The following is a 14,191-nucleotide window of genomic DNA, read 5'->3' as shown; positions in this document are numbered from 1 at the left end:
CCGCGCTGGATTTGACCGGCTTGCAGTCGGCCGCCGTCCGGATAGCGTCCAATAACGAACAACAAGACTCCTCGCCACGCCCTCCCCCTGACGATTTAACGGAGCAACGAGATGACCCTGATGCAGGTCGGGTTGGACGACAAGTACCGGCTCGAGGCCAAGCGGATCTACCTTTCCGGAACCCAGGCGCTGGTGCGGCTGCCGATGCTGCAGCGCGAACGCGACCGCATCCAGGGGCTCAACACCGCCGGATTCATCTCCGGTTATCGCGGCTCGCCGCTCGGCATGTACGACAACGCGTTGTGGCGCGCCAAACCGTTCCTGCAGTCGCACGATATCGCTTTTGTCCCCGGACTGAACGAGGACCTTGCGGCAACCGCGGTCTGGGGCAGCCAGCAGGTAGGACTGTTTCCCGGCGCCAAGGTCGATGGCGTGTTCGGGATCTGGTACGGCAAGGGGCCCGGCGTGGATCGCTCGGCCGACGCGCTGAAGCACGCCAATTCGGCGGGCTCGGCGCGGCATGGCGGGGTTCTGGCGCTGGCCGGCGACGATCATGGCTGCCAATCCTCCACGCTCGCGCACCAGAGCGAACAGATCTTTGCCGCAGCCCTGATGCCGATCCTCAATCCGGCGACGCTGCAGGACTACCTCGATCTCGGAACCTACGGCTTTGCGCTTTCCCGCTTCTCCGGCTGCTGGGTCGGCTTCAAGGCGATCTCGGAAACCGTCGAGAGTTCGGCCTCGATCTACAGCGATCCATCCCGCATTCAGGTGGTGCTGCCGACGGACTTCGAGATGCCGCCGGGCGGACTGAACATCCGATGGCCCGATCCTCCGCTCGAAGCGGAGCGGCGGCTGCACGGTGCGAAAATGGCGGCCGTCGCAGCCTTTGCGCGCGCCAACCAGCTCGACCGCGTCGTGCTCGACAGCAAGCCGGCGCGGCTCGGCATCATCGCCACCGGCAAGGCCTACCTGGATCTGCGGCAGGCGATGGCCGACCTCGGTATCAGCGAGCGCGACGCCCAGGAACTGGGGTTGCGCATCTACAAGGTCGCGATGACCTGGCCGCTCGAAGAGAACGGCGCGAAAGGCTTTGCCGAAGGCCTGCAGGATGTGCTGGTGGTCGAGGAAAAGCGCGGCTTCATCGAAGATCAGCTGGTGCGAATTCTCTACAACATGGACGCATCGAGGCGACCATCGGTGGTCGGCAAGCGCGACGAATCCGGCGCGGTGCTGCTGCCGAGCGAGGGCGAGCTGACGCCGACCATGGTCGCAGCAGCCCTGGTTTCGCGCCTGCGCCGCCTCGGTCACCAAAGTCCGGCTCTGGAACAGCGGCTGGCGCGGCTCGAAGCATTCGAACACCCGGCGACGGTGCGCGCGCCGCTGGCGCTGCAGCGGACGCCTTATTTCTGTTCGGGTTGCCCGCACAACACCTCCACCAAGGTACCGGAGGGCAGCCGCGCGATGGCCGGCATCGGTTGTCACGGCATGGCGCTGTCGATTCCGAGCCGCCGCACCGCGACCATCTCGCATATGGGCGCCGAGGGCGTGAACTGGATCGGCCAGGCGCCGTTCACCTCGGAGCCGCACATCTTCCAGAATCTCGGCGACGGCACCTACACCCATTCGGGCCTGCTGGCGCTGCGAGCGGCTTCGGCCTCGGGCGTCAGCATCACCTACAAGATCCTCTACAACGACGCCGTCGCCATGACCGGCGGCCAGCCCGCCGAGGGCGGCCTGACCGTCTCGCAGATCGCCCACCAGGTGTGGGCCGAAGGCGCCAAGCGCGTCGCGGTCGTCTCGGACGATCCGGCGAAATACCCGAGCAAGGATTACTTCCCGCAAGGCGCCACGGTGCACCACCGCCGCGAGCTCGATCAGGTTCAGCGCGAGCTGCGCGAGGTCAAGGGTCTCACCGTTATGATCTACGACCAGACCTGCGCTGCCGAGAAGCGCCGCCGCCGCAAGCGCGGCCTTTATCCGGATCCGCCGAAGCGGGTCTTCATCAACGATCTCGTCTGCGAGGGCTGCGGCGATTGCTCGCAGACCTCCAATTGCGTGTCGGTGCAGCCGCTCGACACCGAATTCGGGCGCAAGCGGCAGATCGACCAGTCGAACTGCAACAAGGACTATTCCTGTGTCGAGGGATTTTGTCCGAGCTTCGTCACCGTCCATGGCGGCACGCTGAAGAAGGCGGAAACCTCCGCGGTCGATTCAGGCCAGCTGTTCGCCGACCTTCCGCTGCCGCCGCGGCGCGAACTGGACGGGCCATACAACATCCTCGTCACCGGCATCGGCGGCACCGGGGTCATCACCATCGGCGCACTTCTGGGCATGGCCGCCCATCTCGACGGCCGCGGCTGTTCGGCGCTGGACTTCACCGGGCTATCGCAAAAGAACGGCGCCGTGATGAGCCATGTCCGGATCGCACCGGCTCCCGAGGACATCGCCACGGTGCGGATCGCCTCTGGCGGCGCCGACCTCATTCTCGGCTGCGACATCGTGGTTTCCGCCAACGACACCGCGCTCAGCCGTGTCGAGCGCGGCGCGACCCGGGCCATCGTCAACGCCGACCTGCAGCCCACCGCAAGCTTCGTGATGAATCCCGATATCGATTTCGAGATGAATGCGATGCAGGGCGCGCTGCGCGAGGCCATCGGCGACAGGAATCTCGACATCCTCGACGCCACCGGCATTGCGTCGGCCCTGATGGGCGACAGCATCGCCACCAATTCGTTCCTGCTCGGCTATGCCTTCCAGAAGGGCACCATTCCGCTTTCGCTGGAAGCGATCCTGCGCGCCATCGAGATCAACGGCGCCGCAATCGAGATGAACAAGCAGGCGTTCTCCTGGGGCAGGCTGGCGGCGCACGATCTCGCACGCGTTCGCAGCGTCATCCAGTTCCGATCCCGCGCCGCGGCGCCGGCAACCCGGACGCTGGATGAAACGATCGCCTACCGGGCCAAGTTCCTGAGCGAGTACCAGGATCAGTCCTACGCCGACAGCTATCTCGCAGCGGTCGCCCGGGTTCGCACCGCCGAAACCAAGACCGCGCCCGGTTCCAGCGAACTCACCGAGGCGGTGGCGAAGAACCTGTTCAAGCTGATGGCCTACAAGGACGAATACGAGGTGGCGCGGCTCTACACCGACGGCTCCTTCGCCGCCAAGCTCGGCGAGAAATTCGACGGCGACGTCCGCCTCAAATTTTATCTCGCCCCACCCGTCTTCGCGCGCCGCGACAAGGCGACCGGCCATTTGCTGAAGAAGGAGTATGGCGGCTGGATGATGCACGCGTTCCGGCAGCTGGCGCGGCTCAAATTCCTGCGCGGCACGGCGTTCGATCCGTTCGGCTACACCGCCGAGCGGAAAACCGAACGCAGGCTGATCGACGACTACCTCGCGATGATCGAGCAACGCTCCGCAAATCTGAAGGACGAACAGATTCCGCTGCTGGCCAGACTGGCGCGGCTGCCGGAAACGATCCGCGGCTACGGCCACATCAAGGAACAGAGCATCGGCAAGGCGATGGCCGAGAAGGCGCGGCTGGAAGCGGAGCTGGAAAACAACTGTCTTGCTGTCGCCGCCGAATAGTCCCGCGGCGGGCGCGCAACGCCTGCGGCGCTGTGGGCGCGGCTAGCCTCCGGCTGACAACGCCGGTTCAGCCGCGGCGGCCAGAAAGCCGTTGAGGGCCTTCAGGACTTCCTCGGGCTTGTCGTGCTGCAGCCAGTGTGCCGCGCCTTCGATCCGCACCAGCTCGGCCTGCCGGAAATGTCCGAGTACCCCGGCGGCCGCGGGATCGGGCAGGAAGCTCTCGCTGCCCGAGACCAGCAGTGTCGGGCACGCGATGCGCGACCACAGCGCGATGTGGTCCTCCAGCGACAGCCGGTACGGCGCGCGGGCGCGCAGATAGGGATCGAACTTCCAGCAGTATCCGCCGTCGGCGTCCTGCTTCAGCGCATGGGTGGCCAGATGCATCGCCTGCTCGCGCGTCAGCCTGGCATTGCGCGCCTGGATTCGATCGGCGCCATCGGCCACCGAAGCGTAGCGATGCGCCTTTCGCTGCGCCGTCTTGTCGAGATCGGATACCCATTCGGCGATCCGCACGTCGATCGGCTTGACTTTTCTCGCCGGAAAATTGGTCACGCCGTCGAGCACGACCAGCCGCGACACTTGTTCCGGAAAGGCCCCGGCATAGGCCAAGCTGACCATGCCTCCCATCGAGTGGCCGACGATCGCGAATCTCTCCAACCCCTCGGACTTCACCAGGCATCTCAGGTCGTAGACGTGATCGGCCAGGCTGTAGCTGCTGCCCGTCGCCCACTCGGAATCGCCATGCCCGCGGAGATCGGGAGCGATGACATGGAACCTCGCCCTCAGCGCGCGGGCCAGATGATCCCAGCTGCGGGACTGATCGAGGCCGCCGTGAACCAGGATCAGCGGCGGCGCCGACGGGTTGCCCCAGTCGGTGTAGTGAAGCCGAAGTCCCTGGGATTGGTAATAGCGCGCTTGCGGAGCGTCAGGTGCTGTATCCATGGCGCCTACTTAAAGGCTGGCCCCGCGCAGGTCCAGTATTCCCGAAGCGGGCCCATGCGAGACAACGGAGCCCACGCGCATATTCCGGAAAACAACCGTCAGACTCCAGCCTGAACTTGCTCCAGGGCGAAGCGATAAAACTCGTCCATCCTGGCGGCGATCTGCTGTTCCGAAATCCCCCTTGGCGCCAGGTCTTTCGACACCTTGTGCAAGACGTCTTCGTCGCGCTGGTTTGCCAGATCCGCGGTGACCAGCTCACTGGCGTAGGTCCTGGCGGCATCGCCGGCGAGGCCGAGTTGTCCGGCAGCCCAATTGCCGAGCAGCTTGTTGCGCCTTGCCGTCGCCTTGAACCTGATCTCCTCGTCGTGGACGAATTTGTTCTCAAAGCCCTGCTCACGTTTGTCGAAGGTGGTCATGATCGTGGTCCTCGATTGTCTCCAGATCCATCATGCCTTCTCGCGGCTCCCTGCCCCCGTGGTCAGTTCAGAACGCCGTCGTCGTAGCCAGATTCGTATGGATAGACTTGTAATGGTCGAGCAGCGCGATCGCGCGATCGAGTTCATCGCCGGCCGACTTGCTCGCGAGCCCCTCCTGCATCTCCTCGATCGTCGCCTTGAATCCGGCCAGATCGAAGTCGTCGACCGTTACAGCGCTTTCCGCGAGGATGGTCAGTTCGCCTTGCGAAAATTCGGCGAGGCCTCCCAGCACGACGAAGCTGTCGCGGACGTTTCCGGCGATCGCCGTCACGATCCCCGGACGGAGCATGGCGACAACAGGTGCGTGGCCGGCAAGGACGCCGAAATCGCCCTCCACCCCGGGCAGGTCGACCTGATCGGCCTGGCCTGCGAACAACAGCCTTTCCGGCGATACAAGGCTCAGCTGGAAGGTTGCCACCGCGCGCTCCGCACAACTCAAGAAAAACTCTTATTGCTAGCAAGTGTTCAGCGTCGGGACGCCCGTCAAGGGCCAAAATACGCTGTTGCGCCGAATCGGCGGCGGCCGCGCTTGCGAGATGGACTATCTGCGGCGCCGGGCCGGTGGCGGCGGCGGCAGTCCGAGGTCGCGCTGCCAGATCGTCCCGTTATCGAACTGGATCAGCATGCCATCAGGCGAATAGACCGCGCCCTGGTTCTGGTTCTCGACCCAGATCCGGGTCGCCGGCGCAAACCAGTCGGGCCAGGCACGGGAAGGCTCGCCCGCCTCATTCAACAGATTCAGTTGGGGGCCGTTTTGGGTGATGAAGGCCTGATAGCCAACGAGGCCTTGCCGGCACATCTGGACGCATTTGTAGGTGCCGGTCAGATTGATCGATTGCGCCGACGCTCCGGTTGCGGCGACAGCGGCCAGCAAGCCAAATGCCAATGAAACCATTCTCATGAACATCACTCCACTGTTGGTCTCCATTTTCCTAGTAGCCGCCCCTCCGCCGCCCGCTGTTGATCTGCGTCAAGCCAACCCGCCCCGGCACAAACCGGGCAACGCGATACTTGATCTGGGTCAGGCCGGCGCAGCCGCACCCCGATACAAAAATGTCATGAGCGCATCGTCCTTTCAGCAGGAAGGCTACGACGAATTCCGCTGGACCATCGCGACCGTGGCGGCGCTGACCTGCTGCGCCGTTCTGCTCGCTGCGGCTATCGTGGTGACGGCCACCGGCGACCGCTTCGAGTACAGACCGGCGGCGTCCGAGCTTTCGCGCTATGACGACGAACTCGTCCGATCCTTCGAAGCGCTGCAGGCCACTGAGGCTGCAAGGCAAAATCTTCCGCCGCACAGCACGGAGAGCCCTCAAGCCTCCGGCGCCGCTGCTTCCGAAACAAACGCGAAGCCCGATCCCTCCGGCACCGGCAACCGCAAGGCGGCTGACGCGCCCAAACGGCGGCGGATCGCAGGTCGTCTCAAGAGCCCCTGGTGCACGGGCGTGCTGCGCTACCAGCCGTTCCGCAGTTGCCGCCCCCGGCCCAGATGAGCGCGCCGTGTACATGGCGAGAACTGTTGATGCCGCTCGAGCAATCCGGCCTAGCGAACTCCGAGCAGCGAGCGGCGATAGCCGTTGCTGCGCACTTCCTCCAGGCACGCGAAGCTGCCGTTGCTGCCCTGCCCATAGCGCTTCTGGCGCCTTGCATAGTAGACGCCTTTTCGGAAATCGAGCCACACCACGGTGTCGGCGGGACAATGCCGTTGTGCCTGCGCCTCGTAACGAAACGGCGTCAGCGGCGTGGCGAAAGCCCCATTCGCGCCGCCTGCAACCATCAACAGCGTCAGCAGTCCGGCCGCGCGCTTGAGAGAATTCCGCATCGAGAACACCGCTTAAACCCATCGTGAACCGCCGGTGAGGTTGAGGGGTCAGCTCAACCGCGACTTCAATCCTCGGCGGAAGGCTCACTGTCATCCAATCTCTGCATGTTTTCCAGTATCTTGAGCAGGTAGTGGAGCGCATGCGCAATGTCGTTGATGGAAAAATCCAAAAGTACCTGTTCGTAGTACCCGCGGATTTTCGGCTGAGCCTGAATTTGCCACACGCGACGCCCCGATGCGGTCATCGTCACCATTCTGGAGCGCCGATCACGCGAAGCGGTGGCGACTGAGATATGACCGTCCCGCTCCATGCGGCTGATCAGCCCGGCCAGGCTCTGCCGGGTCACCATGAGGTACTTCGCAAGATCACCGATACTTATGCCGCTTTGCGCACCTTCCCGCGACAACGCCCCCAATACCGCCCATTGCTGCGTGGTGAGACCTTCCGCCTCGACCGCCCGGCTCCCCGTTTTATGCAACATATTGGCACATTGATAGAGGCGAAAGAACAGCCTGTTGGCCAATTCCAGCCGGGTAGCGAGCTCCCCTGACGCTTCCAACGTTGGCTTCCGGCTCTTTGCCATCGCGATTTTCGCTCTTGTGCCTGGATGCATACTATGACAATATATTGTCATATAACACGCCGGGATGCAAGGCATTCGGCCTGGACTTCGGCTCAGACCGAGAGCCCGGTACAAAAAACGGGAGGTGTCATGAAGCGTTTCGCCAGCAAGACCGTTATCGTCACGGGCGGAGGCGGCGGCATCGGCGGTGCGACTTGCCGCAGGTTCGCCCGTGAAGGCGCGCAGGTCGCCGTGTTCGATCTCAATCCTGAAGCGGCGGAAAAAGTGGCTTCGGCTATCCGGAAGGACGGCGGTGCCGCGGAAGCGTTCCGTTGCGACATCACGGAAAGAAAGAGCGTCGATGCTGCGGTCGCCGCCGCGGAATCCAGGTTTGCGCCAATCGACATATTGGTCAACAACGCCGGCTGGGACATCTTTTGTCCTTTCGCCAGGACCGAACCGGCGCAATGGGACAAGCTCATCGCGGTTAACCTGACCGGCGCGTTGCATATGCACCACGCGGTGCTGCCCGGCATGACCGCGCGCAAGTCCGGCCGCATCGTCAACATCTCGTCGGACGCGGCGCGCGTCGGCTCGTCCGGCGAGGCCGTTTATGCCGCCTGCAAGGGCGGCCTCGTGGCGTTCTCGAAGACGATCGCTCGCGAGCACGCCCGTCACGGCATCACCGTGAACGTCGTCTGTCCGGGACCAACCGACACTGCGCTGTTTGCCGATTACAAGGAGGGTGCCGGCAACCCGGAAAAACTGGTGGAAGCGTTCAAGCGGTCGATCCCCCTCGGGCGCATCGGCCAGCCCGAGGACCTGCCTGGCGCCATCCTGTTCTTCGCGAGCGACGATGCCGCCTATGTGACCGGCCAGGTGCTGAGCGTATCCGGCGGCCTGACGATGAACGGCTGATCGAGATTCAGGGAGGAAAAGATGGAATTCGAGGATCTGATTTACGAAATTCGCAACGGCGTGGCCTGGATCATCATCAACCGGCCGGACAAGATGAACGCCTTTCGCGGCAAGACCTGCGACGAGCTGATCAAGGCGCTGTACAAGGCCGGCTACGACAAGAGCGTCGGCGCGATCGTTCTCGCCGGCGCAGGCGATCGGGCCTTTTGCACGGGCGGCGACCAGTCGGCCCATGACGGCAACTATGACGGCCGAGGCACGATCGGCCTTCCGATGGAAGAGCTGCATACGGCAATACGTGACGTGCCGAAGGTGGTGATCGCACGCGTGCAGGGTTATGCGATCGGCGGCGGCAACGTGCTGTGCACGATATGCGACCTGACAATCTGTTCGGAGAAGGCCACCTTTGGCCAGGTCGGCCCCAAGATGGGCTCGGTGGATCCCGGCTACGGTACGGCGTTTCTGGCCCGGGTCGTCGGCGAAAAGAAGGCTCGCGAGATGTGGTATATGTGCCGCCGCTACTCCGGGCAGGAGGCAGTCGCCATGGGGCTGGCCAACGCCTGCGTGCCGCACCACCAACTCGACGCGGAAGTGCAGAAGTGGGGCGAGGAATTGTGCGAGCGCAGCCCGACAGCGATCGCGATCGCCAAGCGCAGCTTCAACATGGATACCGCCCACCAGGCCGGCATCGCCGGCATGGGCCTGTACGCGCTCAAGCTCTATTACGACACCGAGGAATCCCGCGAAGGCGTCAAGGCGCTGCAGGAGAAGCGCAAACCCGATTTCCGCAAGTTCTCCAAGTAACGAACCGCATGCAAGACCGCCGTTCAGGCGGCCCGGCAGTGACAGGTCTCATATGTCAAGGAGGCGAGCAGGTGAACCCGTATCTCGACGAAGATCTGGTCGCGCTCGGCGATCAGGTCAGGCGGTTCGCGGCCGACCGCATTGCTCCAGGCTTCCAGGAACGCGACAGGACGCGCCTCCTCGATCGCGGGCTGATGAAAGCGATGGGCGAAATGGGATTCATCGCCCCGGAGCTGCCGGAGCGATTCGGTGGCCTGGGGACGGGCTGCCTTGCGGCCGGAGTGATCCACGAAGAGGTCGCACGCGCCGACCTCAGCATTTCCTACATCAATCTGCTGGCCTCGCTGAACGGTCAGATCCTGTCGCATCACGGCCGGCCGGACGTTGCCAAACCCTGGCTGGCGCGTCTGATCAGCGGCGAGGCGCTTCTGGCCCTCGCGCTGACCGAACCGCGTGGCGGGTCCGACGCAGCCAATCTGCGCCTGCAGGTCGAACGTATCGGCGATGAATACGTCGTCAATGGCGAAAAGACATCGATTTCTGCTGCCGATCAGGCGGATGCGGCGGTGGTGTTCGGTCGTACCGGTCCACCGGAATCCGGCGCCCATGGCGTTACGGCACTGCTCATCCCGATGGATCTGCCGGGCATCACGCGGAGCCGCTTCGATTGTCATGGCCAACGCGCAATCGGACGCGGCTCCCTGTTTTTCGAAAACGTTCGCGTACCCGTTTCACATCGCCTCGGCGAGGAGAACAAGGGCTTCGTGCAGGTGATGCAGGGCTTCGATTTCTCGCGTGCCCTGATCGGACTGCAGGTTCTCGCCGTCGCACGCGTCGCACTGGAGGAGGCCTGGGCCTATGTCGTGGAGCGGCAGGCGTTCGGCCAACCATTGGCTGCCTTTCAGGGTGTGTCGCATCCACTCGCCGAACTCGATACGCAGCTCGAGGCGGCCCGCCTGCTTTGCCTGCAGACACTGTGGCTGAAAGACAAGGGAGCCCGGCATAGCGCGGAGGCGGCCATGTGCAAGTGGTGGGCGCCGAAGCTTGCCTATGATGTCGTTCATCAATGCCTGCTGATGTTCGGCCACGGCGGCTACGACCGGGGCCCGATGGAGCAGCGGCTACGCGACGTCCTCGGCTTCCAGATCGGCGACGGCACGGCCCAGATCATGAAGACCATCATCGCCCGTACGCGGGCCGGCCGGGCGGCGGTTCCCGCCTAGCAAAAGCACGTCGCGCGAGGCCAGGCGGGAACCCCGTTCGCCTGACCGCAAAGGGCAGAGCGCCGAGCGCGCGATGGCCGCCGGTAAGGTTGACAGGTTAGCTTAACCGGCGACTTCAATTGCGGCGCTACCGGTGCGCGCTATCGTGCACTGACCGGGAATTCTCCCGGCGCACGGCCGTCGAGCGATCCAGATCCGCATGACGGCTTGGTTAGCGGAAGGCATGATGCTCGCTGAACGCCGGGAGCGATTTCGAATATTGGGCCTGAGCCCAAAGCCCGCCTGGGCCGAGGTCTGGCATCTCTGGAACGTCGTCATGCCCCGGCGATCGATCACCGGACGCTTGCTGACCGGCCGGGTCTGGCGGCGCCATGATGGCCGGCGCTGGATCTACAAGAAATTTACCGAGCACGAGAGCTGAAACGCAAAGCGAAGCAGGCGCAGCCCAGCGAGACGGATCTGGCCGCCATCTATCGGCTCAGCTATGGCCGCCGCTTCGCGAGGTACCACCAATTGAATTGGGCTTGCCGCGCCGGGTCCGAGATCTGCACGTGACCGATCAGGTCATTATCGGCGGTGACGACGAAATCCGTGCGTCCGGTCTTGCCGTCTTCGAATTTCCAGTCGTAATAGCCGTGCCTGCCCTGGAGCTTGCCGACACTCTTCCAGACGGATTCGGGTTTGACGACGTCGCTCGGACTGCCCGCCTGGATGGTGCCGCCGTCACCCGCGGCGATGACCATGCGGCTGGCCGGCGCCGGCAGCTCTCCCGCCGTGCGGAATCGCTTCAGATTGTAGAGATCGTACATACCCACCAGACTTTGCGCGTTGACCGGCAATCCGGTAGGCGACTGCAATCCGAACTGCGCGAAAACGGCCTTGGCCTCGTCATCCCAGTATTCCGCCTCGATATGGGCGGCGGCCTTTTGCAGATCTTCCCGCGCTTTCGCGCGATCGCCTTTCTTGTCGTAACTCGCGCCACGCCGGAAATACGCCCAGTAATAGTCCGCCCGTTGCGCGATAGCTGACGTCATGGCGTCGATGGCTTCGTCGTACCGGCCAAGCAGATACAGGTTCCATCCCAGAAAATAGAAATATGACGGCCCCTGCTGGTCGGGATAGGCCGAACCGGCAGCCTTGATGTCATCGAGCGCCGCCGAAGGGTTACCCGACAGCCGAAAGGAATTGGCGCGCGTCAGGTAGTCCTCGTAACTCGCCTTGCCGCGCAGCTCCATGGCGCGCGTCGTATCGCTGATGGCTCGGGCATAATCGCGTTTTTCCTGAAACACGATACCGCGGTCATTGTAAGCCGCCGTAAACTTGGGATCGAGCCGGATCGCTTCGCTGAGGTCTGCCAGCGCGCGGTCGAAATCACCCTTGACGTACCAGCCGATTCCTCGCCTGTAGTGGGCCTTAGCACGATTGCCAGCCGGCTCCTTGCGATCGTCGATGACACGCGTGCAGCCAGCGATACGCCGATCCTGGTCCTTTGTCTGATTGCAGTCATCATAGTCGCGCTGGCTGGCCGCCCAGCCAGGACTTGCAAGAATAGATAGCGCCGTCGCGATGAAAGCTGCAATCAGTGACCGCATCGACTGGCTCCCCATTTATGCACGGGCATTTAACTCCCAGGCTGGGCTGAATTGCACTGATCCAGGTCAATTCGACACCGTGCGCGATGCGCATTGGCGGATTGATCCGCCGTCGTTCCGAAACAGCGGGAAGGTGCGCTAGATCAAGGCGCGAGCGAGGGATCAGGGACCAAATGCTCTTTTTATGCGTTGTGTCGCGCGTCGTGGAGGATCCATCCCATGTTGCCACACTCCCGAGGACGGAAAGCGCAGCCCGGATGAGCGACGATATCGCTGCGCACATCCGGGCTACTGCTGTGTAGCCGCTCTCCGCGAGCCGCCTACTTCTTGAACTTGGCCTGGATCGCGGCCAGGCCGGATTCGTAGACGCCGTTCAGGGCGTCCATCGCATCCTTCTCCTTACCTGAATCGGGCGTGTAGGCGCCGGTCCAGGTCACGACGGAAACGCCGTCCCCCTTGGCGGTGACCTTGATGGTCGATTTGTAGTTCGTGACCGGCAACGGGCTCGATATGAAGGCGTAGGAGTAGCTGTACTCCCTGTCGTTGCGCGAGATCTGCGTCTCGACGAACGAGGCCTTGCCGTCCTTGGTGACGAGCGTCCGGGTTGGCGGAGATTTGCCGTCTTCGATGCACATGCCGACCGGCGGCAGCCAGTCCTTGATGGCGCAGAACGCGCCGATCACGGACCACACCGCCGAGGGCGCGCCGTTGACCTCGATGCTGCGGGTCAAGGTGGCAGCGGAGGCCGGCATCGCGCCAAAGCCAAGCGTGACGGCGCAAAGCGCCGCGGAACGGACCAATGCGGTGATGTTATTCTTCATGGAGGATCCTTTTGCATTTTGAGGACTGCAGGCATGCGGTTCGGCGATTGCCGACGGAACGCCGGTGCAACGGCAAAATGCATATCCTGCAGGCGAGCTCCTGCTCGCAATCCCGGTCGATTATCGATCCCCGCCACGGCCAGCCAGTTCAGGAAATGAATCGAGGCAGATACAGAAACTGAACTAGGAGCCCCGCCGGTTCGGCCGTAAGCTCCCCGTCTCGCCTGTCACGGAGGAAAGCATGACCATAGGCAGCTACAGGCAGTTCTGCCCGGTCGCGATGGCCGCAGAGATATTATGCACGCGCTGGACCGTGGTGCTGCTCCGTGAACTCATCGCCGGCTCGACGCGCTTCAACGAGTTGCGCCGCGGCGTGCCGCGGATGTCGCCTGCCCTGCTCTCGCAGCGATTGAAGGAGCTCGAAGCGGCCGGCATCGTCGCGCGTCAATCGTCGGGCTCGGAACGCGGCGTCTTCGAATATCAATTGACCGCAGCGGGCCGCGAACTCGGGCCCATCGTCGAGGCGTTCGGGGTCTGGGGCCAGCGCCGCATCGAATCGCATCTGTCGCTGCAGCATCTCGATGTCCAGCTCCTGATGTGGGACATGCGGCGGAACCTGAACACCACGCCGATGCCGGCAGAGCGTAGCGTGGTGCAGTTCACCTATCCCGAGCTGCCGGCGGCGCAGCGCTCATGGTGGCTGATCGTCGATCCCAGCGACAGCGTCGATCTCTGCTCGATCGATCCGGGCTTCGACGTCGATCTCTATGTGTCGGTCGATCTCAGAACCATGACGGCGATCTGGATGGGGCTCGACACCGTACGCGCCGCCGTTGCCAACCGCTGCATGATATTGACCGGCAACCGCAAGCTCGCCGCGGCGATGCAGAGCTGGCTCGGCCTCAGTCCCTTTGCGAAGGAACAGAAGCTGGCGAGCTGACGCGGGCGACACGGCCGGTTCAGTCTCTGTATTGGGCTGATTCACTTCCTGAACTGGCAGGCAGCGTCGCTCGTCTGGCAAGCCGAGGTCAGACCTCCCATTCCCGCGGAGGCTGACTTCGAGCCAGGAGAGACATGGCATGACGGCGTTTTTGATCGCAGACATCAAGGTGACCGACGACAAATGGGTGCCGGACTACGCGGCCTCGGTGCACGACCTCGTGCACAAGCACGGCGGCAAGTATCTGTCGCGCAGCGGCAACGTGAAGACACTGGAAGGCACGCCTCTCGATACGTCGCTGATCGCGATCATGGCGTTCCCGACGGCGAAAGCGGCGGAATCCTTCGTCACCGATCCCGCCTACGTCGGCTACGCCGCGGCGCGCCGGGACGGCAGCGAGAGCCGCTTCCAGCTGATCGACGATACCGATCTGGCCGGAACGATTCCGTATCTCGTCAAGGGCTGAACGACAGGTCGCGCCTGCGAAATGCAATGCCAC

At 63.5% G+C, this 14,191-nt stretch carries 16 protein-coding genes; 8 read left to right on the top strand and 8 right to left on the bottom strand.

What is annotated here, in order from left to right:
* The first annotated feature begins 111 nt into the window (after nt 1-111).
* Nucleotides 112-3,591 carry an indolepyruvate ferredoxin oxidoreductase family protein gene (locus KMZ68_RS08080; protein WP_215615274.1) on the top strand — a complete coding sequence of 1,160 codons (3,480 nt, stop codon included), beginning with the start codon at nt 112-114 and terminating at the stop codon, nt 3,589-3,591.
* 42 nt (nt 3,592-3,633) lie between these two features.
* Here KMZ68_RS08080 and KMZ68_RS08075 read toward each other — a convergent pair whose 3' ends face one another.
* From KMZ68_RS08075 to KMZ68_RS08060, 4 genes are all read right to left on the bottom strand, one after another.
* Entirely contained in the window at nt 3,634-4,533 is a 900-nt protein-coding gene (locus KMZ68_RS08075) for an alpha/beta fold hydrolase (RefSeq protein WP_215615273.1), read from the bottom strand.
* 98 nt (nt 4,534-4,631) lie between these two features.
* On the bottom strand, nt 4,632-4,949 hold the full coding sequence (locus tag KMZ68_RS08070; RefSeq protein WP_215615272.1) for a DUF1476 domain-containing protein: 318 nt from the start codon (nt 4,947-4,949) through the stop codon (nt 4,632-4,634).
* Between the two features lie 67 nt (nt 4,950-5,016).
* Nucleotides 5,017-5,427: a F0F1 ATP synthase subunit epsilon gene (locus KMZ68_RS08065; RefSeq protein WP_215615271.1), complete on the bottom strand. Its 411-nt coding sequence runs from the start codon at nt 5,425-5,427 to the stop codon at nt 5,017-5,019.
* Nucleotides 5,428-5,550: 123 nt separating this feature from the next.
* Nucleotides 5,551-5,910, bottom strand: coding sequence for a hypothetical protein (locus KMZ68_RS08060; RefSeq protein WP_215603042.1), 360 nt, complete (start codon nt 5,908-5,910; stop codon nt 5,551-5,553).
* Here KMZ68_RS08060 and KMZ68_RS08055 point away from each other — a divergent pair.
* A complete protein-coding gene (locus tag KMZ68_RS08055) occupies nt 5,909-6,502 on the top strand; it encodes a hypothetical protein (protein ID WP_215615270.1) in 594 nt (197 codons plus the stop codon). The two genes, KMZ68_RS08060 and KMZ68_RS08055, sit on opposite strands and share 2 nt — an antisense overlap.
* Nucleotides 6,503-6,552: 50 nt before the next feature.
* Here KMZ68_RS08055 and KMZ68_RS08050 read toward each other — a convergent pair whose 3' ends face one another.
* Nucleotides 6,553-6,786 (bottom strand): hypothetical protein, encoded by a 234-nt coding sequence (locus tag KMZ68_RS08050; protein WP_249779620.1) that lies wholly within the window; start codon nt 6,784-6,786, stop codon nt 6,553-6,555.
* 110 nt (nt 6,787-6,896) lie between these two features.
* Nucleotides 6,897-7,415: a MarR family winged helix-turn-helix transcriptional regulator gene (locus KMZ68_RS08045; protein WP_215615268.1), complete on the bottom strand. Its 519-nt coding sequence runs from the start codon at nt 7,413-7,415 to the stop codon at nt 6,897-6,899.
* A gap of 129 nt (nt 7,416-7,544) precedes the next feature.
* Here KMZ68_RS08045 and badH point away from each other — a divergent pair, with 129 nt between their 5' ends.
* The 4 genes from badH to KMZ68_RS08025 all read left to right on the top strand — a co-directional run bounded on the left by badH (nt 7,545) and on the right by KMZ68_RS08025 (nt 10,760).
* Nucleotides 7,545-8,312, top strand: a complete 768-nt coding sequence (badH, locus tag KMZ68_RS08040) for a 2-hydroxycyclohexanecarboxyl-CoA dehydrogenase (RefSeq protein ID WP_215615267.1) — start codon at nt 7,545-7,547, stop codon at nt 8,310-8,312.
* 21 nt (nt 8,313-8,333) lie between these two features.
* Nucleotides 8,334-9,116 carry a 2-ketocyclohexanecarboxyl-CoA hydrolase gene (gene badI, locus KMZ68_RS08035; protein WP_215615266.1) on the top strand — a complete coding sequence of 261 codons (783 nt, stop codon included), beginning with the start codon at nt 8,334-8,336 and terminating at the stop codon, nt 9,114-9,116.
* A 71-nt stretch (nt 9,117-9,187) separates the two neighbouring features.
* Nucleotides 9,188-10,339, top strand: a complete 1,152-nt coding sequence (gene aliB, locus KMZ68_RS08030; protein ID WP_215615265.1) for a cyclohexanecarboxyl-CoA dehydrogenase — start codon at nt 9,188-9,190, stop codon at nt 10,337-10,339.
* Nucleotides 10,340-10,565: 226 nt separating this feature from the next.
* On the top strand, nt 10,566-10,760 hold the full coding sequence (locus KMZ68_RS08025) for a hypothetical protein (protein WP_215615264.1): 195 nt from the start codon (nt 10,566-10,568) through the stop codon (nt 10,758-10,760).
* 61 nt (nt 10,761-10,821) lie between these two features.
* Here the strand turns inward: KMZ68_RS08025 and KMZ68_RS08020 are convergent, their stop codons facing one another.
* Nucleotides 10,822-11,931: a tetratricopeptide repeat protein gene (locus tag KMZ68_RS08020; protein ID WP_215615263.1), complete on the bottom strand. Its 1,110-nt coding sequence runs from the start codon at nt 11,929-11,931 to the stop codon at nt 10,822-10,824.
* 320 nt (nt 11,932-12,251) lie between these two features.
* Nucleotides 12,252-12,752, bottom strand: coding sequence for an SRPBCC family protein (locus KMZ68_RS08015; protein ID WP_215615262.1), 501 nt, complete (start codon nt 12,750-12,752; stop codon nt 12,252-12,254).
* 241 nt (nt 12,753-12,993) lie between these two features.
* Here KMZ68_RS08015 and KMZ68_RS08010 point away from each other — a divergent pair, with 241 nt between their 5' ends.
* Both KMZ68_RS08010 and KMZ68_RS08005 read left to right on the top strand, forming a co-directional pair.
* The gene (locus tag KMZ68_RS08010; RefSeq protein ID WP_215615261.1) at nt 12,994-13,692 is read left to right on the top strand and encodes a winged helix-turn-helix transcriptional regulator; all 699 of its coding nucleotides are present in this window, start codon (nt 12,994-12,996) and stop codon (nt 13,690-13,692) included.
* 139 nt (nt 13,693-13,831) lie between these two features.
* A complete protein-coding gene (locus tag KMZ68_RS08005; RefSeq protein ID WP_215615260.1) occupies nt 13,832-14,158 on the top strand; it encodes a DUF1330 domain-containing protein in 327 nt (108 codons plus the stop codon).
* Nucleotides 14,159-14,191 lie beyond the last annotated feature (33 nt).

The sequence above is a fragment of the Bradyrhizobium sediminis genome (assembly GCF_018736105.1).
Classification (GTDB): Bacteria; Pseudomonadota; Alphaproteobacteria; order Rhizobiales; family Xanthobacteraceae; genus Bradyrhizobium.
The sequence above is the reverse complement of the archived record's forward strand: the minus strand, read 5'-3'. Positions and strand labels throughout refer to the sequence as shown.